At 37.6% G+C, this 23,181-nt stretch carries 23 protein-coding genes; 3 read left to right on the forward strand and 20 right to left on the reverse strand.

All coding sequences use genetic code 11. The features are described from left to right. Positions 1–30: 30 nt before the first annotated feature. The 5 genes from IGL13_RS09250 to IGL13_RS09270 form a co-directional block, all read right to left on the reverse strand. Positions 31–879 (reverse strand): MurR/RpiR family transcriptional regulator, encoded by an 849-nt coding sequence (locus IGL13_RS09250; protein ID WP_002382748.1) that lies wholly within the window; start codon positions 877–879, stop codon positions 31–33. Between the two features lie 87 nt (positions 880–966). Then, positions 967–2,421, reverse strand: a complete 1,455-nt coding sequence (locus IGL13_RS09255) for a PTS transporter subunit EIIC (RefSeq protein WP_002356713.1) — start codon at positions 2,419–2,421, stop codon at positions 967–969. A 22-nt stretch (positions 2,422–2,443) separates the two neighbouring features. Next, the gene (gene murQ / locus IGL13_RS09260) at positions 2,444–3,334 is read right to left on the reverse strand and encodes an N-acetylmuramic acid 6-phosphate etherase (RefSeq protein WP_002364445.1); all 891 of its coding nucleotides are present in this window, start codon (positions 3,332–3,334) and stop codon (positions 2,444–2,446) included. After that, positions 3,309–4,418 carry a DUF871 domain-containing protein gene (locus IGL13_RS09265; RefSeq protein WP_002378548.1) on the reverse strand — a complete coding sequence of 370 codons (1,110 nt, stop codon included), beginning with the start codon at positions 4,416–4,418 and terminating at the stop codon, positions 3,309–3,311. The genes murQ and IGL13_RS09265 overlap by 26 nt, the downstream gene beginning before the upstream one ends. Before the next feature lie 150 nt (positions 4,419–4,568). Continuing rightward, positions 4,569–5,129 (reverse strand): PTS sugar transporter subunit IIA, encoded by a 561-nt coding sequence (locus tag IGL13_RS09270; RefSeq protein ID WP_002380597.1) that lies wholly within the window; start codon positions 5,127–5,129, stop codon positions 4,569–4,571. Positions 5,130–5,244: 115 nt separating this feature from the next. Here IGL13_RS09270 and IGL13_RS09275 point away from each other — a divergent pair, with 115 nt between their 5' ends. Beyond that, the gene (locus tag IGL13_RS09275; RefSeq protein ID WP_002356708.1) at positions 5,245–6,075 is read left to right on the forward strand and encodes an undecaprenyl-diphosphate phosphatase; all 831 of its coding nucleotides are present in this window, start codon (positions 5,245–5,247) and stop codon (positions 6,073–6,075) included. Between the two features lie 38 nt (positions 6,076–6,113). Here the strand turns inward: IGL13_RS09275 and IGL13_RS09280 are convergent, their stop codons facing one another. The 3 genes from IGL13_RS09280 to IGL13_RS09290 are packed head-to-tail and all read right to left on the reverse strand — an operon-like array spanning position 6,114 to position 8,588. After that, positions 6,114–6,899, reverse strand: coding sequence for a ChbG/HpnK family deacetylase (locus IGL13_RS09280; protein WP_002378549.1), 786 nt, complete (start codon positions 6,897–6,899; stop codon positions 6,114–6,116). A gap of 18 nt (positions 6,900–6,917) precedes the next feature. Then, positions 6,918–7,541 (reverse strand): DUF47 domain-containing protein, encoded by a 624-nt coding sequence (locus IGL13_RS09285; protein ID WP_002378551.1) that lies wholly within the window; start codon positions 7,539–7,541, stop codon positions 6,918–6,920. Between the two features lie 12 nt (positions 7,542–7,553). Further along, positions 7,554–8,588: an inorganic phosphate transporter gene (locus IGL13_RS09290; RefSeq protein WP_002356704.1), complete on the reverse strand. Its 1,035-nt coding sequence runs from the start codon at positions 8,586–8,588 to the stop codon at positions 7,554–7,556. 210 nt (positions 8,589–8,798) lie between these two features. Between IGL13_RS09290 and rpsT the strand changes: the two genes are divergently transcribed. Next, on the forward strand, positions 8,799–9,050 hold the full coding sequence (gene rpsT, locus IGL13_RS09295) for a 30S ribosomal protein S20 (protein WP_002356703.1): 252 nt from the start codon (positions 8,799–8,801) through the stop codon (positions 9,048–9,050). Positions 9,051–9,136: 86 nt separating this feature from the next. Here rpsT and IGL13_RS09300 read toward each other — a convergent pair whose 3' ends face one another. After that, on the reverse strand, positions 9,137–9,694 hold the full coding sequence (locus IGL13_RS09300) for an acyl-CoA thioesterase (RefSeq protein WP_002382741.1): 558 nt from the start codon (positions 9,692–9,694) through the stop codon (positions 9,137–9,139). A 168-nt stretch (positions 9,695–9,862) separates the two neighbouring features. On the opposite strand from IGL13_RS09300, the gene IGL13_RS09305 reads away from it, so the two are divergent. Next, positions 9,863–10,804: a ketopantoate reductase family protein gene (locus tag IGL13_RS09305; RefSeq protein WP_002401903.1), complete on the forward strand. Its 942-nt coding sequence runs from the start codon at positions 9,863–9,865 to the stop codon at positions 10,802–10,804. A 51-nt stretch (positions 10,805–10,855) separates the two neighbouring features. Here IGL13_RS09305 and holA read toward each other — a convergent pair whose 3' ends face one another. The 11 genes from holA to IGL13_RS09360 form a co-directional block, all read right to left on the reverse strand. After that, the gene (gene holA, locus IGL13_RS09310; protein WP_002362655.1) at positions 10,856–11,884 is read right to left on the reverse strand and encodes a DNA polymerase III subunit delta; all 1,029 of its coding nucleotides are present in this window, start codon (positions 11,882–11,884) and stop codon (positions 10,856–10,858) included. A gap of 57 nt (positions 11,885–11,941) precedes the next feature. After that, entirely contained in the window at positions 11,942–14,206 is a 2,265-nt protein-coding gene (locus tag IGL13_RS09315) for a DNA internalization-related competence protein ComEC/Rec2 (protein WP_002378553.1), read from the reverse strand. Between the two features lie 34 nt (positions 14,207–14,240). After that, positions 14,241–14,744, reverse strand: a complete 504-nt coding sequence (locus IGL13_RS09320) for a ComE operon protein 2 (protein ID WP_002378554.1) — start codon at positions 14,742–14,744, stop codon at positions 14,241–14,243. 122 nt (positions 14,745–14,866) lie between these two features. Next, positions 14,867–15,544 carry a helix-hairpin-helix domain-containing protein gene (locus tag IGL13_RS09325; protein WP_002401900.1) on the reverse strand — a complete coding sequence of 226 codons (678 nt, stop codon included), beginning with the start codon at positions 15,542–15,544 and terminating at the stop codon, positions 14,867–14,869. 62 nt (positions 15,545–15,606) lie between these two features. Continuing rightward, positions 15,607–16,677, reverse strand: coding sequence for a SepM family pheromone-processing serine protease (locus IGL13_RS09330; protein ID WP_002382735.1), 1,071 nt, complete (start codon positions 16,675–16,677; stop codon positions 15,607–15,609). Continuing rightward, complete coding sequence (coaD, locus tag IGL13_RS09335; RefSeq protein ID WP_002378556.1) at positions 16,664–17,155, reverse strand: pantetheine-phosphate adenylyltransferase; 492 nt, start codon at positions 17,153–17,155, stop codon at positions 16,664–16,666. The genes IGL13_RS09330 and coaD overlap by 14 nt, the downstream gene beginning before the upstream one ends. A 1-nt stretch (position 17,156) precedes the next feature. After that, complete coding sequence (gene rsmD / locus IGL13_RS09340) at positions 17,157–17,750, reverse strand: 16S rRNA (guanine(966)-N(2))-methyltransferase RsmD (RefSeq protein ID WP_002414371.1); 594 nt, start codon at positions 17,748–17,750, stop codon at positions 17,157–17,159. 59 nt (positions 17,751–17,809) lie between these two features. Then, positions 17,810–18,160 (reverse strand): YlbG family protein, encoded by a 351-nt coding sequence (locus IGL13_RS09345; protein ID WP_002359714.1) that lies wholly within the window; start codon positions 18,158–18,160, stop codon positions 17,810–17,812. After that, entirely contained in the window at positions 18,150–18,584 is a 435-nt protein-coding gene (locus tag IGL13_RS09350; protein ID WP_002356689.1) for a YlbF family regulator, read from the reverse strand. The genes IGL13_RS09345 and IGL13_RS09350 overlap by 11 nt, the downstream gene beginning before the upstream one ends. Then, positions 18,581–19,705: a CAP-associated domain-containing protein gene (locus IGL13_RS09355; protein WP_002378557.1), complete on the reverse strand. Its 1,125-nt coding sequence runs from the start codon at positions 19,703–19,705 to the stop codon at positions 18,581–18,583. The genes IGL13_RS09350 and IGL13_RS09355 overlap by 4 nt, the downstream gene beginning before the upstream one ends. A gap of 16 nt (positions 19,706–19,721) precedes the next feature. Next, the gene (locus tag IGL13_RS09360; protein WP_002378558.1) at positions 19,722–23,150 is read right to left on the reverse strand and encodes a pyruvate carboxylase; all 3,429 of its coding nucleotides are present in this window, start codon (positions 23,148–23,150) and stop codon (positions 19,722–19,724) included. Positions 23,151–23,181 lie beyond the last annotated feature (31 nt).

Here is a 23,181-nt window from a genome sequence, read left to right on the forward strand (position 1 = left end):
TCATTTTGACAGATAACCTTCTCTTTTTATTTATTCTTTTAAACGTTCTACATTTTTTCTTGAGATTTGAATTTTTTCTAAGGTTTCCTTATAGTTTTTTGCTGCATAAGCAAAAAATAAAACATCGACTACATACAATTGTGCCACCAAGGAAACAGTAGCCGCACTTCTCAATGGCACGTCTTCCCCACTAGAGGTTTGGAGGACGATATCACTTTTTTCACCAATCACTGATTTTTCATCTTGTGTGATACTAATAATAGGAATCCCTTGCTGCTTCGCTAAATCAGCTAAAGTACTTGCTTCTTTATTCGTTCCAGAATTAGAAATAACAATAAAAACACTAGGCTTTTCTGTTGAGCCTAACATAGAAGCAAATAAATGATGATCCAATGTTGTAAATACCGTTCGGCCTAATCGCGTAAACTTTTGATAAATATCTTGAGCAACCAACGAAGAGGCACCTAATCCATAGACAAAAATTACTTCTGTTTTTTCCAACAAATCAACAGCTTCATTCACTGCGACATCCTCTAATGTCTGACCGCTTCGCTCAACCACATGAACAAAGCGCGCCTGTAACTTTTGTTTAATATCAGCTGTTGATTCCCCTTTAGTAACTTCAGTGTACATTTGCTGCTTCATTTGACCAAGATTTGCAGATAATAAAAGTTTCAACTCTGTGAAGCCATTCACATCCATAGAATGACAAAAGCGAATAATTGCCGCTGGACTTGATCCTGCTTGTTTCGCTAGCTCTTGCGCATTCATTGAAATAACTGTTTCTGTATTTTTTAAAATATATTCTGCGATTTTTCGTTCTGATTTTGGTAATTGTTGTAGACGATCTTGGATAGATAAGACAATATTTTGTTGCATAAACACCCCTCCTGATACACCATTTCCTACGCAATTAAATTTTAACAAAGAAAAAGGGAGAAGCCAAGTTCTCCTTTTTTCTATTTATTATTTAGTTGTTTGCATATCTTTAGGAATCCCAAAGAATAACGTTGCTACAAAACCACCTGCGTAAGCAGCCAATAAACCTAATACATATGCAAGCCATTGGTTGTTGGCAATTAATGGAATTAAAGCCACCCCACTTGGTCCAATAGCAATCGCACCAACATTACCGAAGGCCCCAATCACCGCACCACCAATACCACCGCCGATACAAGCAGTAATGAATGGACGTCCTAATGGTAAAGTAACTCCGTAGATTAATGGTTCACCAATACCTAAAATCCCAACTGGCAAGGCACCTTTAATCATTTCAACTAATTTTTTATCTGATTTACAACGAATCCATAATGCTAAAGCTGCACCGACTTGTCCCGCACCAGCCATGGCCAAGATTGGTAATAACAAAGTCATCCCTGTTTGATTAATCATTTCAATGTGGATTGGCGTCAAAATTTGATGTAAACCAAACATTACCATTGGCAAGAAGGTTAAACCAAGAGTAAAGCCAGCAACCATGCCACCTTTTTCTAAGACAACATTGATAATACCAACTAAGCCATTAGAAATAGCTCCGGCTACAGGCATGATTAAGAAAATAGTTGCTAAGCCAATCACTAAAAGTGAAATGGTTGGCGTTACAATAATATCAATTGATTCTGGGACAATTTTATGCAATTGTTTTTCTAACAATGATAATAACCATACGGCAAAAATAACACCGATAATTCCGCCTTGTCCTGCAGATAATGTTCCCCCAGTGAAAATATTACTGATTGGTGCATCCGGATTCATTCCTGTCAACATTGTGACTGCCCCAATAACACCACCCAACGCTGGCGTTGCACCAAAAACGCTGGCACTGTTAATCCCAGTGTAAAGAGCTAAATAAGCAAAAATCCCATTTTTAATGATATTTAAGACATCAATATATTGTTGCCATGAAGCTGAAATATCACCAGCAACAACTAAGTTAGACATAACAGCTGCAATCCCGCCAATAATACCAGCCCCAACAAAGGCAGGAATCATCGGAACAAAGATACTAGAAATGGCTTTTAACACTTTTTTAAATGGTGAAGTGTTATTTTGTTTCGCTTTTTGTTGTGCTTTCATTTGAGCGGCTTTTTCTTCTACTAAATCTTTTCCAGATTTGCCTGCTGAAGCATCAGTTGCGGTGTCATGATTAAATGGTTCTCCCAATTTGACACCTGCTTGATCTACCATTTCTTGTGCAACCTTGTTAACAGTCCCTGGACCAACAACTACTTGCAACGTATCATCTTCTACGACGCCCATAACGCCATCAATTTTTTTCAATCCTTCAATATCCACTTTGTCATAATCGCGGATATCCATACGAACACGAGTCATACAATGAATGACTTTGTCCACGTTTTCTTGACCACCAACTTCTTTATAAATCCCATCAGCAATGCGTTTAATTCTTTCTTCTGCCATGTTAAAACACCCTCCTAATTCCTTAATTTAATGTATTCTTGATAAATTGATTCCCGTCAATTAATTTTTGTGTTGCTTCTTCTTTAGTACTATCAGTTAAAATCATTACAATTGCTAACTTCACATTTTCTTCTGCTTCTACAAATTTTAGTTCGGCAACTTCATAACTACAACCCGTTGCTTCCATAATAATCCGTTTGGAACGCTCCACTAATTTTTCATTGGTTGGTTTTACATCAACCATTAAGTTATTGTAGACTTTCCCAATACCAATCATGGAAATAGTTGATAACATATTTAAAATTAATTTTTGAGCTGTCCCAGATTTCAAGCGAGTCGAACCTGTTAAAAATTCAGGTCCTGCATCTACTTCAATCGGCATTTGCGCATATTTACTAATTTCGGCATTTTTATTACATGCCACAGTTGCGGTAGCTGCTCCCACCGTTGCAGCATATTCTAAACCGCCAATTACATAAGGCGTCCGACCACTGGCTGCAATCCCGACAACAATGTCATTTGCTGATAATTTTAGATCAACTAAATCTTGACGACCTAGTTCTTTTGAATCTTCAGCACCTTCTACTGCGACAGTCATTGCTTTTTGACCACCAGCGATGAGGCCTTGAACCATCTCTGGCTCGACGCCAAAAGTTGGTACACATTCGGCTGCATCTAAGACACCTAACCGACCACTCGTACCAGCGCCCATGTAGATCAAGCGGCCGCCTTGATTGAAGCTTTTGATGATGGCTTCTACCACTGGTTCAATGGCTGCTAATTCTTGACCCACTGCCATTGCAACTTTTTGGTCTTCTTGATTCATTTTTTGTAAAGCTTCTTTGACACTCATCTCATCTAAGCCCATTGTATTTTCATTTCTACGTTCAGTTGTTAAGTTTTCTAAATTCATTTTCTATCGTTCCTTCCGTGACTAGCGTAAATTGATTGCCTGCCTTGATTAACGGCAATATCGTTTGATCTTTTTCAATAATTCGTGTAATCGTATTGACTTTTTCATCTTTCGGCAAGTCCACAAGTGTGACTTGAATTTCTCCCATATAGCGACCATATTTTTCATTATCAATCGTTACGGTTCCCACTGGACGTGCTTCAGTCTGCTCTGACTCAATCGTTGCAATTTCATCTTTTCTGAACATTTCACTCGTTCTTGATAATTCACTTCGCAAAACATCTCTTGCAGCATCTAAACGATTGGTATGACTCCCAAGTATTCGCTTCAAATAGCGGCTCTCGCTAGGTGCTACTTCTAACAGAAATTGATTGGTTTGGTGATAATAACCAAATTGAGCCATGGTTCGCTCACTAATTGTGGGATCACCAATATAAACAGCATCGACATAAGGATCAGCCATCAAACCAACGGCAGCGGCGAAAGGATTTTGCCCACGATGTTTTTCTAATGTTGGTAAACCAGCAAAAATTGGGCCTCTTGTTTGCCCATCTCCTGGCACAAAAGTAAAAACTTGTAAGCCTAACTCTTTAAGCCAGCGGTTCTTTTCATTAAAAAATGTTGTTCCAATGCCGGTTTCAGGTCTTGGATAATAATTATGCCAAGCTTCTAAGCGAGAAAAGTCCGCTTGGTGAGCCTTTAACTCAGCCACTTCTTCCAGTGTAATGGTACTAGCATTCAATCCTATATCAATCTTATGTGAAGCATGAGCCATTTGTTCTATCGTAATGCCATAGTCCATCCGAAGGCCAGTTACGCCCAACTCGATTAAAGGCTCTAATTCATCGAAAGAAAAACCCGCTCTTTTTAACGCTTCACCTGAAATATCTACCATAATTTTCATTTTTTCTGCCTTAGCAATTGCCCCTAAATCAGTCAAGCGTTGGCGGTAAAGGGAAGTATCATCTTCTGGAATGTGTAAAGAAGTGAAAATACCATCAAATCCAAGCGCTTTCATCTTTTTGATATAAATAATTGTATCGTTTGTAATCTCTTCACCAAGAAAAACTGAAATACCATACATCTTTTTAGCTCCTCTCTAATACGCTTTCATTATAACTTGTTTGAAATAAAATTTCAACTATTTTTCTAAATATTTTTTAATTCCAAAATAAAATTTTATTTCTGTTCAAAAAAAACAGATATTCCTTTATAGAAATATCTGTCTAATGCATTAATTGGCTGTGGCAGAGCCAACTGGTGTACCAGCTGTAACCACGCCAGTTTTCTCTAACGAAAATTGTGCTACTTTATCCATGTTGGTAATAATGACAACCATTTCAGTTCCTTTACCAGCTGCTTTAATTGCTTCTAAATCAGCAATTGCGACCACCGTATCTGCAGTCACTTGGTCGCCTTCTTTCACTTTAATAGTGAACGGTGCCCCGTTTAACTCTACCGTATCGATACCCATGTGTAATAAAATTTCAAGACCGTTTGTCATTTTTAAACCAATGGCATGTTTTGTTTGGAAAACGCTTAAAACTTCTCCTTCAATAGGTGCATAAATTTCACCATTTTCTGGAACTACTGCATAGCCATCTCCCATCATTTTTTGTGAAAAAACAGGATCATTCACTTCACTAATTGGGATAACGGTTCCATTGGCAACGGCATACATTGTATTATTTTCGACAACTTCATTCTTTTTCTTCAAAAATCCAAACATTTCTCTTCCCCCATTTTTTAAAGTATCACTAGTATAGAAAAAAGTTTCATGAATTACAAGTGGCACCTTTGTATAATTCTAAAATTTATTTTAAAATAAGAATTTGCATTGGCATTTACTTTGTCAGCGGGTATACTTATACTTGATGTATTTTGCATTTATTTCAGAAAGGAATGGTGACATGCTTTTTGCTAACCTATGGAAAGCAATTATTCTTGGTATTATCGAAGGAATTACCGAGTGGCTTCCAATTAGTAGTACCGGACATTTAATTTTAGTGGATGAGTTTATTAAACTCGATCTAAGTAAAGATTTTATGGAAATGTTCAACGTCGTTATCCAATTGGGAGCGATTATGGCGGTTGTTATTTTATACTTCCACAAATTGAATCCTTTCTCACCAAAGAAAAATGGCGAAGAGAAAAAAGATACTTGGATTCTTTGGTCTAAAGTCTTAGTCGCTTGTTTACCAGCGGCAGTTATTGGTCTAAAATTTGATGATTATTTAGATGCACATTTTTATAACTTTTTAACAGTATCGATTATGTTAATTGTTTATGGGATTGCTTTTATTATCATTGAAAAACGAAATAAAAATGTTGCACCGAAGTGTACTAATCTAAAAGACTTCACTTATAAAGCCGCTTTAATCGTTGGTGCTTTCCAAGTACTGGCATTAATTCCAGGAACTTCACGTTCAGGAGCGACCATTTTAGGGGCAATCTTAATTGGGGCCTCACGTTTTGTTGCAACAGAGTTTTCATTTTTCTTAGGAATTCCAGTAATGTTTGGAGCAAGTTTTTTAAAAATCTTTAAATTCTTGGCCAAAGGAAATACGTTTGGGTCAGAAGAAATCATTATTTTATTAACTGGCTCTATTGTTGCCTTCGTTGTTTCCATCATTGCGATTAAATTCTTATTGAATTACTTGAAGAAAAACGATTTTACAGTTTTCGGTTGGTATCGTGTAATTTTAGGTGCGATTTTAATTGGCTACTGGTTATTCTCATAAAAATAAAACCGTTGCTTTCAACAGTGAAAGCAACGGTTTTATTTTTTTAAATCGCCAAACGTTATTCGCTCAATCCCCTGTTCTTCAAACCACTGACGAACACGAGGATCACAAATCGTTGCTAATTCTTTGCAGCGTAAAGTGGTATAAGAAGAATTGTCTAACACAAATTGATCCAAATACCCAACATCAAAATGCATCTCAGCAATTGCCGATTCCGGCATCCGTAATAAACCAAAGTCATCTTTTAAAAAATTCTCCACTGATACGCCTTCGTGAATATAAGATAACGCCCCAGACTCTAACAAATGTGTCACCTGGAAATAACCTTGTTGCGGTGGATATTCTTTTTCCCCACTATATTTCAGGGTTGTATGAAGTCCGTACTCTTCTGCTAATTCTAAAAATACTTGATCAACCACTTCATCCCCAATCGAATGGCAATCAAAATGTTGTGGATAATGTCCAGTTAGTTCCTTAAAGCGCGTCAATTGCGCAATCGTTTCAAGTCGTACTTCTTCATATACGAAGGTTACTTGCTTTTGTTGACGATAATAAGAAGAGCGATGAAAATTGCCTTGTTCATCTACCAGTGAAGGAATCATACATGGGTCCGCACAAGGTTTCCCTAACAAAAAATTCGTATGCTGACCTACAAATAAGCCTGGATAATTTTTTGCTAACGCAACGGCGTGTTCTGCTGTTGGTAAATTGGGCATCAAAAGTGTCGACGTTGTTAAACCATCGACATAACTTTTGATAATGCCATGATTAATCGCTTCTGACATCCCAAAATCATCAGCATCAACAATTACTTTAACCAACAGCTCCCCCTCTTTTCTTTACGTATTTTTAATGACAATTCCGACAATAATATTAACAGCTGATTCACAATCATTAATTGTGCGCTCAAGCTGATCGTAAACATCTTTCCACTTGATAACTTTTAATAAATCTTTTTCGTTAGTCATCAAATCTTTCATGGCGCTACTGTATAATTTATCGCCTTGAGATTCAATCGTATTCACTTCATCAATCAATGAAACTAACGTTTTAGAATTCTTAAATTTTGCAAATTCCTTCGTTGCTGATTTAACGCCTTCTGTCGCTTTAACAATATAAGCAGTTAATTCTAGCGCGGGCGTAATCATTTCTTCGACAACTAAATGATCAAGTAAATAAGACAAACTATTAATGCTATCGATAATGTTATCTAAGTGATCCGTAATATCGACAATATCTTCTCGATCAATCGGCGTAATAAAGGAAATATAGAGTTCATTTAAAATTTTGCGAACAATTTCATCATTCTCTTTTTCCAATTGATGAATCACTTCTGATTTTTTTACTAAGTTTTCTAATGAATAATTGTCTACAATTTCTTGCAAAACCTTTGCCGCTTCATAAGCATTTGTTGCTAACTGGTTTAATTCTCCAAAATAATCAAATTGTTTTTTACGTGCCATGTTTTTCTCTCCTTAAAAAATTGCAATAAATAATTTTGACATCACATAAGCGATCAGCCCACATCCTGGGAAAGTTAAAATCCATGCTATCAGCATTTCTTTCACGATACGCCAGTCAACACTTGAGATTCGCTTAGAAGCACCTACTCCCATAATCGCTGTTGTTTTTGTATGAGTAGTTGAAACTGGAATCCCAAAAGCCGATGCTAAAAATAAACAAATAGCCGTGCTTAAATCTGCAGTGAAGCCTTGATAGCGTTCAAGTTTTACCATATCCATCCCGACTGATTTAATGATTCTCATGCCGCCCACAGAAGTTCCAATGCCCATTGTAATGGAACACAGAACCATAACCCATAACGGAATCACAAAACCGCCACCTGTTTTTTCGACTAAATTATTATAAAAAAGCACTAACATGAACACGCCCATAAATTTTTGCCCATCTTGCGCACCATGTAAAAAAGCATTAGCTCCTGCACCAAAGGCTTGTCCAACTGTAAAAAATTTGTTGGCTTTTCTTCTAGGCACAGCCGAGAAAGCTTTCACAACAAGTTTGGCAATTAAATAACCGCCGCCAAAGCCCATAACGGTAGAAACAACTAGACCAACAAGCACTTTGATCCATTCCGAGCCATTGACTGCACCCAAACCACCTAATGCCATTGCCGAACCAGTCAAGCCGGCAATTAACGCATGGCTTTCACTTGTGGGAATACCAAAATACCACGCAGCAACTGCCCAAACCACAATTGAAAAAAGCGAAGCAGCCAAAGCCACCTGTGAAGCGTTTCCATTTGCGTCAAAACTAACAATGTTACTAATCGTTTCAGCTACTTGGGCATTAAAAAAGGTCATGACTAATGCACCTAAAAAGTTCATCACAACAGCCATCCAAATTGCGACATTCGGTTTTAACACCCGAGTCGAGACAGCGGTTGCAATTGCGTTCGGCGCATCCGTCCAACCGTTAACAAAAATTACACCCATTACCAAAGTAATCGTTACCAATAATGCAATACTCACAAAGACACCACCATTTTTCATTTATCTATTTTATCATAGCATGTTTTAAAAAAAATGTATGCTTTTTTCTTAAGGCTCTGGCAAATTTTCTTATTTTTTTCTTGAAATTGTCTGTTAAGGAAAAAAACTTGTCGTCTTTTATTGCAATGGAACAATGGATTAGGTATAATGATTACTGTTGAATTACATTGGCTGACCAGTGTAAAACCTAAATCATCGGAGGTGAAACAAATGCCAAATATCGAATCTGCAATCAAACGCGTACGTACAAGTGCTAACGCGAATGCGAAAAATTCATCTCAAACAAACGCAATGCGTACAGCAATCAAGAAATTTGAAGAAGCTGTAGCTGCTGGAGCTGATAACGTCGATGCTTTATACAACGAAGCTGTTAAAGCTGTTGATATGGCTGCAACTAAAGGTTTAATCCATAAAAACAAAGCTAACCGCGATAAAATTCGTTTAAGCAAATTAGCTAAATAATGTGAGATAGAAGTTAGCATTCATGTTAGCTTCTTTTTTCATCAAAAAATGTCCAAGTCTGTTTTCACAAAGACTCGGACATTTTTTTATAAAGGTGAATCAATCCACGGTAAATCTGTTGTGAGATGTTGACTAAATAATTTAGTCTCTTCTCGCAAAGCTAAACGTTGTTGTCGTCTCGTTTCATAATTGGAACAAATCAACTTTTCTTCTGCAGTTTCTGGGACGACTGCCGCTAATTGGAAGTCACTTTCAGGATTCATATGAGACGGAATGGCTACAAAAGTTGTAAAACAAGTCGCCGCTAAATAACGCTCTCCAGTTGTTAAATCTTCTCCTACAACTTTAACAAATACTTCCATCGATTTATGATGCACGCCAGAAACAAACGTTTCAACACACACTGAGTGATTTTCTTTTAAAGGTTTTAAAAAATTCAAGTTATCTAAAGATGCTGTAACTGCCCCTCTCCGACAATGTCGTGAAACGGAAATGGATGCGGCGTCATCAATTAAAGACATTAATTTCCCACCAAATAGTGCACCAAAGGGATTTAAATCAAAGGGAAATACACGATGTGTTTGAATCACTCGTGATTCTCGACAAAATTTTTCTTTCGTCATTAACGATTCCTCTACTTTCATTTATAAACTTTTCCACGCTTTACTTTAGCTTACTTTACCATTTGATGCAATCCTTACTTTTTAGGAAACATTTAAAAAATAACAAATTTGCAAGTCCCATTTATTCATTTTTAAGAAAGTTGCTGTATAATAATAACGGTTAAAGAACTTTTAAGGAGATGGATACACATGAAAATTGCAATTGCTGGTGCCGGCGCTATGGGCAGCCGTTTAGGAATTATGTTGCATCAAGACGGAAATGATGTAACTTTAATCGATCAATGGCCCGCGCACATTGAAGCCATTCGTAAAAATGGTTTAATCGCTGATTTTAATGGAGAAGAAGTTGTCGCGAACCTACCAATCTTCTCACCAGAAGAAATTGACCATCAAAATGAACAAGTTGATTTAATTATTGCTTTAACCAAAGCACAACAATTAGATGCAATGTTTAAAGCGATTCAACCAATGATTACTGAAAAAACGTATGTACTATGTTTATTAAATGGCTTAGGTCATGAAGATGTACTAGAAAAATATGTGCCAAAAGAAAACATCTTGGTTGGCATTACCATGTGGACAGCTGGTTTAGAAGGACCGGGACGTGTTAAACTTTTAGGTGATGGCGAAATTGAATTAGAAAATATTGATCCTTCTGGTAAAGAATTTGCTTTAGAAGTCGTTGATGTCTTCCAAAAAGCTGGTTTAAATCCAAGCTATAGTAGCAATGTTCGCTACTCTATTTGGCGGAAAGCCTGTGTCAATGGCACGCTAAACGGTTTGTGTACAATCCTTGATTGTAACATTGCCGAATTTGGTGCACTACCTGTTAGTGAATCCCTTGTTAAAACATTAATCAGTGAATTTGCAGCAGTCGCAGAAAAAGAAGCCATTCATTTAGATCAAGCAGAAGTCTATACACATATTGCTCAAACTTATGATCCAAACGGTATTGGCTTGCACTATCCGTCTATGTATCAAGATTTAATTAAAAATCATCGTCTCACAGAAATTGATTACATTAATGGTGCTGTTTGGCGCAAAGGACAAAAATACAACGTAGCAACACCTTTCTGTGCCATGTTGACACAGCTTGTTCACGGAAAAGAAGAACTATTAGGAGCTAAATAATAAGAAAGTGCCAGAGACAATCGTTGAATGACGATTGTCTCTGGCACTTTCTTATTTTGCTTGCGCAGTCAATTTTAAAATAAATAATTGGAATAGTAATTCTTTATCCATTTGGCCCGTTTTCATGCGGTAATCATTTTCAACTAATTCATCATAAAGTCTTTCTAATCGAGACAATTCAAATCGTCGGACTTGTTGTAACGCTAACTTGACTCGATAAGGATGAACCTTTAATGTATCAGCAATATTCGCTTGTTGATAGCCCATCTTAGCCAAAATTTTTGTTTGTAGAAAAAGGCGAATCTGATTCAATAAGATTGCATTTAACTTAATGGTTTCTTCTCCTTGTAAAAGTAAATCTTCATACAATTGAACAGCTTTTTCACTGTTTCCAGAAAGTACTTCGTTGGTTAAGTCAAAAACATTATGTTCCAAAGACTTAGGGACTAATTCTTGAACCGCACCTCGTGTAATTGTCTTCGTTTCAAGGGCATATAAATACAGCTTCTGTAATTCTCCCATAATTTTTGATAAGTTCAAGTCTGTCAATTGAAGTAATAAATCAAAAGCATCGGAGCGAATAGTGTACCCTTCACTCTCAATCGTTTGAGAAATGTACTGACGAATAGCCTTTTCATCCATTGGATTGACATCAACTACTGTGGCATTTTTTTTCAATGCTTTGGTAATTTTTTTGCGTTCATCTAATTTTTCATAAGAGGCCATAAAAACAAGAACAGTTGTTGGTGATGGACTTTCCAAATAATTCAATAAAAGATTGACATCATGTTCCACACCGTTTGTTTTTCTTTCGGCAGTTAAAAAGTAAGGATTTTCCACAAAGACAAGGCGATAATCACCAAAAAACGGAATTGTTTCCGCTTCAGCAATCGCTGCACTTAAAGGTGTTTCCTCCATATCAAATGAGAAAAAGTTAAATTGATCATCCTCTTCCGTCAACAATTCTTTCATCAATGTTGTTTTAAATAATTCAGTTAAATAAAGTTCTGTTCCTATTAATAAATACACTGGAGCGATTTTTTGCTCTCGCACTTCTTTCAAAGCTTTTTGTAACTCCATTGGCTCGCTCCTTTTCTCGTTTCTCTTGTTTATCCTATCATGTTACTTCTGGAAATACTAGTCTTGTTCTTTAACAAATTTGGCTTTAGAAAGCCCTTGCCAAGGTAACCATTGATAATAAATCATTCCTTGAAGATCAGTCCGATAATAATTTATTTTTTGCTCCTCCAGCGTCGCTAATGTCTCCTGATGAGGATGTTTAAAACGATTATTCAGTCCAGCTGAAATCAATGCTTCTCGCGGATTAAGCTGTTTGATAAATCTTTTAGTAGACGACGTTTTACTACCATGATGACCGACTTTCAAGATGTCGATTTTCAACTGGGGATAGCGAGCCAACACTTGTTCTTCTCCTTCGGCTTCCAAGTCACCAGTAAATAAAAAATGCCGTCCGCCTAATTGTGTGGAAAACACTATCGAGTCATTATTGCCCCCAATACTGCTCTTATTTGGTGATAAAATTTGAAAAGAAACGGGCCCATTAATTCGCTTGGGCGCTAAAATTGGCCGACAGTCTGTCCCGCTTTTTTGGAGTTGTTTCAAGACTTGGCGAAACGAAAAATTGGCTTCAGCTGCTCCTTTAGGAAAATAAAGAACAGAAATTGGAACCTTCTGCGCAATGGCTAATAAATCGCCAAAATGGTCTTCATGTGCGTGTGTGATGATCACTTCATCTAAACGTTTGACCCCTTGACTTTTGAGAAAAGGAATCACTGAATATTCCGCTCCTGATCGACTATTTTTCCGTTGCCGCCAAGCTTCTTTGTCAAAAGACAACCGACCACCTGTATCGATTAGTGTATTTTTTCTGTGAAAAGGCGCTTGGATAAACAAACTATCCCCTTGGCCTACATCAATCATTGCAACAATGCCAATTGGCGAAAGGTATTTACTATTTATCAAAACAATTAGTAGTCCGATTGAGAAAAGAATTTTTTTAGACTTGTCTGCTAAATAAATCATTGAAAGTCCGATTAGTAATAACAAACTAATTTGTATCCAAGAATTTAAATAGCCGATGGTCAGCTTCGGATTTAAGTGAACTAGCACCCACTCAAATAAGCCATTCATTGTTAAAAATAGTGGTTCGAGCAAGGCTGCTAAATAACGTGCTGGCATAATAATCACTAGAAAAAAGCTCAACGTCAAAAGCGGTAACAAGAACCGTTCAAAAATTGGTAACAAGAGAAATGTTAAGAAACTTCCTAACAAGGGCCATTCATAAAATGATTGGACTAAAATAGGTAAGGAAGCCACAGCCAATAGGAAAGAGCCTAAACAATTTTTAATGAAAGGCGAAGAATAACCAACCAATGTTTGCTCTAAAAACAGCAGAACAAAGGAAAGTAAATAACTAAATTGACCGCCGACTGAAAAAAAGAGGGTTGGCTGAACAATCAAGTGCACTAAGAGAGTTAAACTCCAACAATCGAGGGCCGGAACCTGCCAATTAAACCGTCGATTGAACGTATTGAGGTTTGTTTGTAAAAGCGCCCGCATGACACTAACTGAGAATCCTGTTAAACCAGCATATATCAGTGAAAAACCGCATTGCCACAAAAAATAACTTTCTTGCGTTCGGCGAGCAATTCTTAGCATTAGTAAGCGAAATAAACGAAGGAAAAAAGAAACATGCATCCCTGACAAACTAAAAAGATGCAAAATGCCTAATGCTGAAAATTTATCGCTTATTTCAGCAAATTCTTCATTACGAAAACCTAAGAGCAACGCATTCATATACATTGCACTAGTCTCAGCAAAATTTTTCTGAATATGTACCATCGCCCACTTCCGCCAGCCGCTAATGATTTCTTTAAACCGCCAAGAAAAAAAGGAACGCGGTTGTCCTATCTCCTCAATGAATAAAATAGCTTCGATTCCTTGATTCTTTAAAAATAGTTGATAATTGAAGCCATTTTTGTTGGTTTGACCTTGGGGCGAGTCTAAAATACCTACAGCGGTTGCCTGAATGGTTGTGGTTAGTTGTTGCCATTGCTGTTTTTCTTTCACACTTTTTAATTGATAAAATGCCATCACTTTCTGCCTTTTGCCTTTTACGATCCAATTGGCAGGAAATTTTACTTGATCACCATCGACTTGTATTTCATCTGGTAATATCGTTAGCTGTCCTGACAAGCGAACTTCTTTAGGCAACAAAGAGACTGGCTTTAACCACTGGAAAATCAATATGCCCCCTACTATTAAAAAACTGCACAAAAAACCTCCCAATATAACAGGAAAACTTTTTGTACAGACAATACGGATAACAGTGATAGAAAGAAGAAGAGCTCCTAATAGACTAGGTGCGAAAAAACACCACAGCCCACAACTAGTCAGCAGAGCTATGAAGAACCAATTATTCCTCAGCTGAGGAAAGATTGTCCTCAAGTGTGGCAAATTCTTCTCCCCATTGTAATTCGGCAAAATATTTTGGTACTAAAGTCACTTTTTCAACCGTGGCTCCTACTTGTTCAATTAAATTTAGGGCGTACGCATCATTACGGTAATCCTTTAAATAATAAATCTTTTTAATCCCTGCTTGTAAAATCATCTTTGTACATTGCAGGCAAGGGAAATGTGTCACATAAATTTCTGCCCCTTCTGTAGGGACGCCAAACTTCGCACATTGTAAAATTGCATTCATTTCTGCGTGGATTGTTCGAACGCAATGATTATCAACAACATAGCATCCTTCATCAATACAATGCGTTCCGCCACTGACTGAACCATTGTAACCTCCTGCAATAATTCGTTTGTCGCGAACAATGGTTGCTCCGACAGTTAACCGTGTGCAAGTACTTCTTAATGATAATAAGACGCTTTGTCCCATAAAATATTGGTCCCATGGAATTCGTTCCATAATAAACCTCCTTTATTTTTAATGACTCCTGTGTTCGATTTGCCAAATCATTTAATCTTATTACAAATAGTATGTTATCCGCATCCCATAGTCAAGAATTCTCAGGAATTTTCTGTTAAAAGTTAGCCAGTCACTGTCAACATGTCTTTTAAACGTTCTACTGTTTTCTCTCCAATACCTGGAACATTTTTCAGTTCCTCGACGGTTTTAAACGGTCCTTGTTCGTCACGAAAACGAATAATCTCTTGTGCTTTTTTCGCACCGATTCCTGAAATCGTTTGTAGCTCTGCTTCTGTTGCCGTATTAAGGTTGATTTTTTCCTCCTGATTTTGCTGAGCAGGTGCTGATTCCTGCAGCGTTTCTAATGACTGTGGCACTGATTCTCCTTTTTTGGGCACGTAAATAATCATTTGATCTTTTACTTTTTGAGCGTAATTGACCTGGGTAGTATCAGCTTCCTCGCTCACACCTCCAGCTAAAGCTAAAGCATCCCAAATCCGCTGCTGATTTTTTAGTTGATAGATTCCTGGTACTTTCACTGCGCCTTTAATATCAACATAGATCATTGTTTCTGCCCTTTCTTTTGTGGCATCTGTGGCGACCTCTGCCGTAGTGGTCAGACTTGTCTCCTCCCACATTGTGGTGTCTACTCGTGGCTCCTTATTAACCATCAAATAAATGCCCACTAATAGAGTTATCAAAATAACTATAGACGCGCCACTACCTAGCAATAGCCACTTTTTGGGTAACTGTTTCAACCAATCCATCGTTTGTCCTCCCTTCAAAATATAATTACGCATTTTTTAACAAAAAAATGCGCCTGGACCAAAAATCACTAGTAATTTTTGGTCCAGGCACACTTTTATTTTAATTTTTCTAGATAGTTCAAGGCATCTTGAACCGTTTTTACTGGGACAATTTTCATTTTTGTCCCAATTTTTTTCGCAGCTTCTTGTGCTTCTTGATAATTCGATTTGATTTTCGGTTCAACTTTTTTCATTTCTGAAGTTATTTCATCATCGGGTGCAAAGAAAATTTCTGCGCCGTTCTCACTGGCAGTTACAACTTTTTTGTCAATGCCACCGATTCTACCAACGATTCCTTGACTGTTCATCGTACCTGTTCCAGCAATTTCATGACCTTTACGTAAATCTTTATGACTTAATTGTTCATAGGTCTGCAAAGTAAACATTAAACCAGCCGATGGCCCACCAATATCACCCGCTTCAATAGATACTGGGATAGAAGAATCAATTTCTGTATGATCAGTCAAACCAATACCAATCCCCGCTTTTTTATCTGTTGGCAATTCAATTAATTTGCCGGTCGCTTCTTTTGCTTTGCCATCTTGAATAAATTGAACAGTGACTTTTTGATTCACTTTTTGTGCTTTAATGTAATTCATTAATTCTTCACTGCTTTTAAAAGATTTGCCATCCACGCCTGTCACGGTATCGCCAACTTCAATTTTTCCTTTAAAACTTGAGTTGTCTTCCATCGCTAACACATAGACGCCTTTAAATTTCATCTCATATGGAACCTTCGCTAATTTTAAGGCTTGCTCAATTGCGGCGTTTTTTGAGGAATCCATATAGTATTGTTGAATTCGATTATATTCGCTATTACTACTATCTCCCATTAATTCTTTTTTGGACATGACTTCTTGAAAATCCGAAAAGTTTGCTTTTATGGCAGAAAAAATAGTGGCCGAACGAATGCCCACCGTTGTTAAATAAAAAGCACCTGACTGCGTATCTTTTTTTCCATCAACAGTTACAAACTCTTTTAAATTTTCTGTCGTTCCTGGTCCTTCAATATAATAAGGAATTGGGACGATAAACAAACCAATTAGCAGCAATGCCAATACCATTGGAATGAGTGATTTAAACGAAAATTTTTCTGTTTTTTTATTCATTATTTTAGCTCCAGTCATTCTTCTTTTGTTTTAACGCATGATAAATATTGGGAGGAAGATAGTCAGACACATCGCCTCCAAAACGTAAAACTTCTTTTAGTAAACTGGAGCTTACATGTGCATATGGTTCTTCTGCTAATAGAAAAACCGTTTCAATTTCTGGCGCCAGATGTTGATTCATTTTAGCAATGTCTTTCTCGTACTCGTAGTCTTTGACGTTTCTAATGCCACGAATCAAAAAATTAGCCCCTAATGATTTTGCACTTTCCACAGTTAACTGGGTTTCTTGCATGATAACACGCACATTTGGCATTTCTTTAGTTGCTTCTTTAATTAAATATTTTTTCTCTTCTGGCGTAAATAATGTTTGCTTACTTGTATTTATAAAAACGCCAATAATGACTTCGTCAAATAACTTCGCACTGCGTTCAATCAAATTTAAATGACCATTTGTCATCGGATCAAAACTTCCGGGAAATAGAGCAATTTTACGCATCTTACGCCTCCTGACGATAAATCGTTACTTGAGTGATTCCGTAAACGGTTTCTCTTGTTTTTTCTAGTGTACCAATCGTTTCCGGTAATTTGACAGTTTTATCTGTTTCACAAACGATAACGGCTTCGTTTGTTAATAACTGCCGTTCTAACATCTTTTCTAATTGTGAAACAATTTCTTGTTTGGCATAGGGCGGATCCAATAAGACCAAATCAAATTGTAGCTTCTCTTCATAAAACTGTTCTAAGGCACGATTAGCATCCATTTTTCTAACTTCAAATTTTTCTGGTTCTTTTGTAATCGCAATATTTTCTTTAATTACTTTTAGTGCAGCAAAATTCTTTTCAATACAAATACTTTTGTCCATTCCACGAGAAACGGCTTCAATCGCTAACCCGCCACTTCCTGAATATAAATCCAGCGCCATTCCACCATCGAAATATGGACCAATCATATTAAAAATAGATTCTTTTACTTTATCTGTTGTAGGCCTAGTATTGTCGCCATCTAACGCTTTCAGGCGCCGGCCACCATATTCTCCAGAAATAACACGCATTGTTTCGACTCCTTTATCAATCATTCTTTTATAATTCATTATAACAAAAAGAGTGAAAAATGTTTGAAATTTCTCATAACATTTCTCACTCTTTTGCATTAGACATTCTCCGCTAAGCGAATCTCTGTAGATAATTCCTCTACTACATAGCCATCGTCTTCTTGTTCTTGATAAGCCGCTTTGGTACCAATTTTTTCAGCAAAATTCATTTCGACATCTGGTCGATACGATTTATCGACACTACGAACAAAATGTAACTGATTAATTTTTTCCATGTTACTTTCAATATTTTCTTCATTCATGTAAATCACCACATATTTCATTTTTCGTGAAACATAGTGAATCAGTCCATATCGGCGTAACTGTTTTAACGGTTTTAATGTGTATACCCAAACAATTAGGCAACGACGCTCTTGAAGCGTAAATTCTTTTTCTTCTTTAGCTTGCATGGCAGCTTCCTCCACAACCTGAATGTTTCTTTCCTCGTTCAAAGAAAGGATTTCCAGCATCTACTTTAATATCTTCAGAAATTAGTTGCGCAATCTTTAAACCAATTGTATCTAGCAACGTTTGAACGTTTGTCTCAGCAAAACGATAATTTGCAACGATTTCATTTAAATCAAGCGCCCGCTTCGCTTTACGTAGGGCTCGCTGTTTCTCCCGAAAATCGGGTGCATGAATTCCATAAGCCTCTACTCGTTCAAAGGCTGACTTAGCTTCTAAAAATGCTTTTTGTAACTGAGCAACTTCCGCCGAAGCATACATAGCTTTTTTTGTTTCTTTATAGTTTTGAACAGCATCACTTTCTAAAAGTGCTGAAATTAAACATTCTGTTTGATCTTCAATTGCAAATAAATGTTCTGTTACAATCATAACTTTTCACTACTCTCCGTGATTTGCCTATTTTCTGGTCGTTTCTCTAATAAGACTAACACACCTTCATTGGAAAAGGCAACGCCCAATTCTGTCGTTTCTGACTCAGCAAAATAGCTATCATATTGCGGGTCCGAAAACCATGACAAAATAGTAAAGGTACTATCATAAACAGGTTCTTGGAAAATACCTGCTGGTTCTCTCAACGAAAGTTTGCTCGTTTTAACTAATAAAGAAAATTCGTCCTTAGTCAACTGAAAGGGATGGATGGCTGTATGTTCCTCTCTCGTTTGTAACAATTCCGCTTGTCGATTTGCCGACAAAATTGTTGGTGTATGATTAGCCAGCGTTTGATACAATGTTTGGGCATCTTTTTGGCTTTGTGTAGAAACTGAAAAAGCAGCTTGGTTTTCTTGCTGTTTAACCAGATTCATGACATAAATTGCTTGGTTACTTTGAACAGGATCGAAGGTCATTGACTGTGTTATATCAACTGGCAAAGGAGAACCTTCATTTAATTGATACGGCATTTCCGTGAGCAACGTTTCTTTATTGACATAATTAACTGCCATTAAACCGCCCGTCCGCTGATTAAAAAATAACACCGCAAAACTGCCATTATCAAAAGCAACCAGTGGTCGATAGTTCATATCTTCTTCCATCAGCTCGACATCGTAAGCTTCATGATGAAAATTAAATGCAAAATTCGAATAAATCGTCATTAAATCAGACAAGTCAGCAAGCTTCATATCTATTTTAAACGGTTCTATCATTTTGTCATTGTTAAAGGCCTTAATTGCGATGACTTTATTTTCTCGAACGTTGACTTCTAAGTAATCATTCATCGTCAAACCGAACGTCCATAATTCATACGTACGACCTGTTTTAATTTTTTCTTTAGGATTGCCAAACTGGCGGATAAAGATTTCCACATCTTTCCCTATGTATGCTGCGTAGCCAGAAGCTGGCAATTCTTCATGAGGAACAGCGGTGTGAGCGCTGGATAAGCGCCCACTTTGAGCTGTTTCGGTTGGTTTTTCAGCAGGGAAAAAAACTGGCTCTAAATATCCAATGAGTAGAACTGTTAAAAAAACAGCAGTAAAGGCCCAAAATCGCTTCATTTTTTCCCCTCTCATCTTATTTTTCTTTCACTTCTAATAACAAATCACCTGAGCTGATTGCTTCGCCTTCTTCAACATAAATGTGATCTACCGTGCCCGCAAAACGTGCTTCGATAGTCGTTTCCATTTTCATGGCTTCTGTAATCAGCAACGGCTGACCTTTTTCTACTTTATCGCCACGTTTGACCAATACTTGTAGAACAGAACCAGACATCGTTGCGCCGATTTGTTCTTTATTAGTTGGTTCCGCCTTTTGTTTAACTTGAACAGCTGACTTAATAGAGGCATCTTTAACTAAAACCTCACGACGTTGCCCATTCAAATTGAAGAACAAGACACGGTTTCCGTCAATATCAGGTTCGCCAATTTCATCTAAACGAATAATTAACGTTTTTCCTCGTTCAATTTGAACTTCCAATGTCTCTCCTTGACGAATACCATTAAAGAATGTTGGCGTATCTAATAAGGTTATATCTCCAAAGGTTTCGTATTTTTGACGATACTCTAAAAATACTTGTGGATACATTAAATAACTTAAAACTTCTTCCAATTTAGGTTGATACCCAATTTTTTCGGCTAATTCTTCTTGTACTTTCGCAAAATCAACAGGTGCTGCTAAGTCACCTGGCCGCTCTGTGAAGGCTGGTCGACCTTTTAGAATAATTCGTTGGAGCTCTTTCGGGAACCCACCAACTGGTTGACCTAAATCACCTTGGAAAAAAGTCACAACTGATTCAGGAAAACTTAGTTCTTCACCACGCGCATAAACATCTTGTTCTGTCAGATTATTTTGAACCATGAAGAGTGCCATGTCTCCCACGACTTTTGAAGATGGCGTCACTTTTACAATATCGCCAAACATCAAATTCACTGTGTGATACATTTTTTTGATTTCATCCCAACGGTGCCCTAAGCCTACCGCTTTTGCTTGCTGCTGTAGATTAGAGTATTGACCACCAGGCATTTCATGCATATAGACTTCTGTTTGCGGGGCATTTAACCCATTTTCAAATGGTTGATAATACATGCGCACATCTTCCCAATAATGATTGATTTTCTGTGCATTATCAATGTTAATAGTTGGCGTCCGTTCACCATTGACTAAAGCATAATATAGACTGTTCATACTTGGCTGGCTAGTTGCGCCACTCATCGCACTCATTGCGACGTCAACAATATCAACGCCTGCTTTAGTAGCTGCTGAATAAGTGATGATCCCATTGCCACTAGTATCGTGGGTATGGAGATGAATTGGTAAATCCGTGGCTGCCTTTAATTCACTAATTAAACGATAAGCAGCTTGTGGTTTCAATAAGCCAGCCATATCTTTAATCGCAATGATTTGTGCCCCTAAATTTTCCAATTCTTTAGCCATATCAAGGTAATATTGAACATTATATTTTGCTCGGGCTGGATCATTGATGTCCCCAGTATAACAAATTGCTGCTTCCGCAATTTTTCCGGTATCCCGAACGACTTGAATACTTTTTTCCATTTGAGGAATCCAGTTTAAGCTATCAAAAATTCGGAAAACATCGACTCCTTGGCGAGCAGATTCTTTAATGAATTCTTCAATAACATTATCAGGGTAATTTTGATAGCCTACCGCATTAGAACCTCTGAACAGCATTTGTAAAAGTGTGTTTGGCATCAACTGACGAATTTTTCTTAAACGTTGCCATGGGTCTTCGGTTAAGAAGCGATAGGCAACATCGAACGTAGCGCCACCCCACATTTCACTAGAAAACAGCTCAGGCAGGGCTGCATCAGTTAGACCAGCAATTGCTTTAAAATCTTGTGTTCTCACACGAGTAGCTAATAAACTTTGGTGCGCATCACGGAACGTGGTATCTGTCATTAACACACTTTCTTGATTCTTAACCCAATCAATGACGGCGGTTGCTCCTTGAGCGTCTAGAATATTTTTAGCTGTGATCACTTTTTCTGGAACTTCAATATCTGTCGGCACGCGCGGGGCTTCAAAATATTTTTTCTCCGTTCGTTCAATGCCAGGGAACCCATTGACCGTTACTTCTCCAATGTATTTCATCGTTTTATTGCCACGATCGCGCATACGAGGAAATTCAAATAATTCAGGTGTATTATCAATAAAGGTTGTTTTGGCTTCGCCAGATTGAAACGCTGGATAGCTCACAACATTTTGTAAAAACGGAATATTTGTTTTCACGCCACGAATCCGAAATTCTTTTAAGCAGCGTTGCATTTTACTGATTGCCTGTTCAAAAGAGAAACCATGCGTACAGACTTTAACTAATAAAGAATCAAAGTAGGGCGTCACAGCGTAGCCAGAATAAGCATTCCCTACATCTAAACGCACACCAAAACCACCTGGTGAACGATACGTATCGATTTTCCCTGTGTCTGGCATAAACTGGTTCAGGGGATCTTCAGTCGTAATCCGACATTGAATAGCCGCGCCTTTTAATGTCAATTCGTTTTGTTTTGGCAAATGCATATCTCTATGCAAATCAAGCCCTTGTGCAATTTGTAATTGAGAGATCACAATATCAATATCTGTAATCATTTCTGTGATAGTATGTTCTACCTGAACACGAGGATTCACTTCAATAAAATAAAACTGATCCCCTTCTACTAAAAACTCAACCGTTCCCGCATTCACGTAGCCGACATGCGCCATTAACTGTACAGCAGCCGAACAAATGGCTGCTCGTTGTTCTTCATTCATTGATACACATGGTGCGACTTCTACCACTTTTTGGTGGCGCCGTTGAACGGAACAATCACGTTCAAATAAATGCAAGACGTTCCCATGATGATCGCCTAAAATTTGTACTTCGATATGTTTAGGATTAGAAATATACTTTTCAACATAAACCTCGTCAGAACCAAAGGCTGCTTTCGCTTCACTTTTGGCTCTCTCGTAACCTTCTCGTGCTTCTTTGGCATCGTGGGCAACGCGCATCCCGCGACCGCCGCCACCTAAAGCAGCTTTAATCATGATAGGAAAGCCATGCGTTTCACCAAAAGCTACGACCTCTTCCACCGTTGCTACTGGCCCGTCTGAGCCTGGAATCGAAGCAATCCCCGCAGCTACAGCTGCTTCTTTCGCTTTAATTTTATCGCCAAAAATATCTAAATGATGTGTTTTAGGTCCAACAAAAATGATTCCTTCTTCTTCACAACGTTCGGCGAAGCGTAAGTTCTCTGATAAAAAGCCATAACCAGGATGAATGGCATCTGCTCCCGATTTTTTGGCAATTTGGATAATATTTTCAATGTCTAAATAGGCTTCAATTGGTTTTTTCCCTTTACCAACTAAATACGCTTCATCTGCTTTGAAACGATGAACAGAATACTCATCTTCTGCAGCATAAATCGCTACTGTCTGGATATCTAATTCTGTACAAGCTCTAAAAATTCGAATCGCAATTTCACCACGATTGGCAACTAATACCTTTTTCATAACGTCACTCCTACCATCAATTTCCTTCAAA

The organism is Enterococcus sp. DIV1937, assembly GCF_050535975.1.
GTDB classification, from domain to species: domain Bacteria; phylum Bacillota; class Bacilli; order Lactobacillales; family Enterococcaceae; genus Enterococcus; species Enterococcus faecalis.

Bases quoted from the DNA above. Each gene is read 5' to 3' on its own strand.
- IGL13_RS09250 (WP_002382748.1), bottom strand. From the start codon at position 879: ATGCAACAAAATATTGTCTTATCTATCCAAGATCGTCTACAACAATTA.
- IGL13_RS09255 (WP_002356713.1), bottom strand. From the start codon at position 2,421: ATGGCAGAAGAAAGAATTAAACGCATTGCTGATGGGATTTATAAAGAA.
- murQ (WP_002364445.1), bottom strand. From the start codon at position 3,334: ATGAATTTAGAAAACTTAACAACTGAACGTAGAAATGAAAATACAATG.
- IGL13_RS09265 (WP_002378548.1), bottom strand. From the start codon at position 4,418: ATGTATGGTATTTCAGTTTTTCTTGGTGAAGAGATTACAAACGATACA.
- IGL13_RS09275 (WP_002356708.1), top strand. From the start codon at position 5,245: ATGCTTTTTGCTAACCTATGGAAAGCAATTATTCTTGGTATTATCGAA.
- IGL13_RS09285 (WP_002378551.1), bottom strand. From the start codon at position 7,541: ATGGCACGTAAAAAACAATTTGATTATTTTGGAGAATTAAACCAGTTA.
- IGL13_RS09290 (WP_002356704.1), bottom strand. From the start codon at position 8,588: ATGAAAAATGGTGGTGTCTTTGTGAGTATTGCATTATTGGTAACGATT.
- rpsT (WP_002356703.1), top strand. From the start codon at position 8,799: ATGCCAAATATCGAATCTGCAATCAAACGCGTACGTACAAGTGCTAAC.
- IGL13_RS09300 (WP_002382741.1), bottom strand. From the start codon at position 9,694: ATGAAAGTAGAGGAATCGTTAATGACGAAAGAAAAATTTTGTCGAGAA.
- IGL13_RS09305 (WP_002401903.1), top strand. From the start codon at position 9,863: ATGAAAATTGCAATTGCTGGTGCCGGCGCTATGGGCAGCCGTTTAGGA.
- holA (WP_002362655.1), bottom strand. From the start codon at position 11,884: ATGGAGTTACAAAAAGCTTTGAAAGAAGTGCGAGAGCAAAAAATCGCT.
- IGL13_RS09320 (WP_002378554.1), bottom strand. From the start codon at position 14,744: ATGGAACGAATTCCATGGGACCAATATTTTATGGGACAAAGCGTCTTA.
- IGL13_RS09325 (WP_002401900.1), bottom strand. From the start codon at position 15,544: ATGCGTAATTATATTTTGAAGGGAGGACAAACGATGGATTGGTTGAAA.
- IGL13_RS09330 (WP_002382735.1), bottom strand. From the start codon at position 16,677: ATGACTGGAGCTAAAATAATGAATAAAAAAACAGAAAAATTTTCGTTT.
- coaD (WP_002378556.1), bottom strand. From the start codon at position 17,155: ATGCGTAAAATTGCTCTATTTCCCGGAAGTTTTGATCCGATGACAAAT.
- rsmD (WP_002414371.1), bottom strand. From the start codon at position 17,750: ATGAATTATAAAAGAATGATTGATAAAGGAGTCGAAACAATGCGTGTT.
- IGL13_RS09345 (WP_002359714.1), bottom strand. From the start codon at position 18,160: ATGCAAGCTAAAGAAGAAAAAGAATTTACGCTTCAAGAGCGTCGTTGC.
- IGL13_RS09350 (WP_002356689.1), bottom strand. From the start codon at position 18,584: ATGATTGTAACAGAACATTTATTTGCAATTGAAGATCAAACAGAATGT.
- IGL13_RS09355 (WP_002378557.1), bottom strand. From the start codon at position 19,705: ATGAAGCGATTTTGGGCCTTTACTGCTGTTTTTTTAACAGTTCTACTC.
- IGL13_RS09360 (WP_002378558.1), bottom strand. From the start codon at position 23,150: ATGAAAAAGGTATTAGTTGCCAATCGTGGTGAAATTGCGATTCGAATT.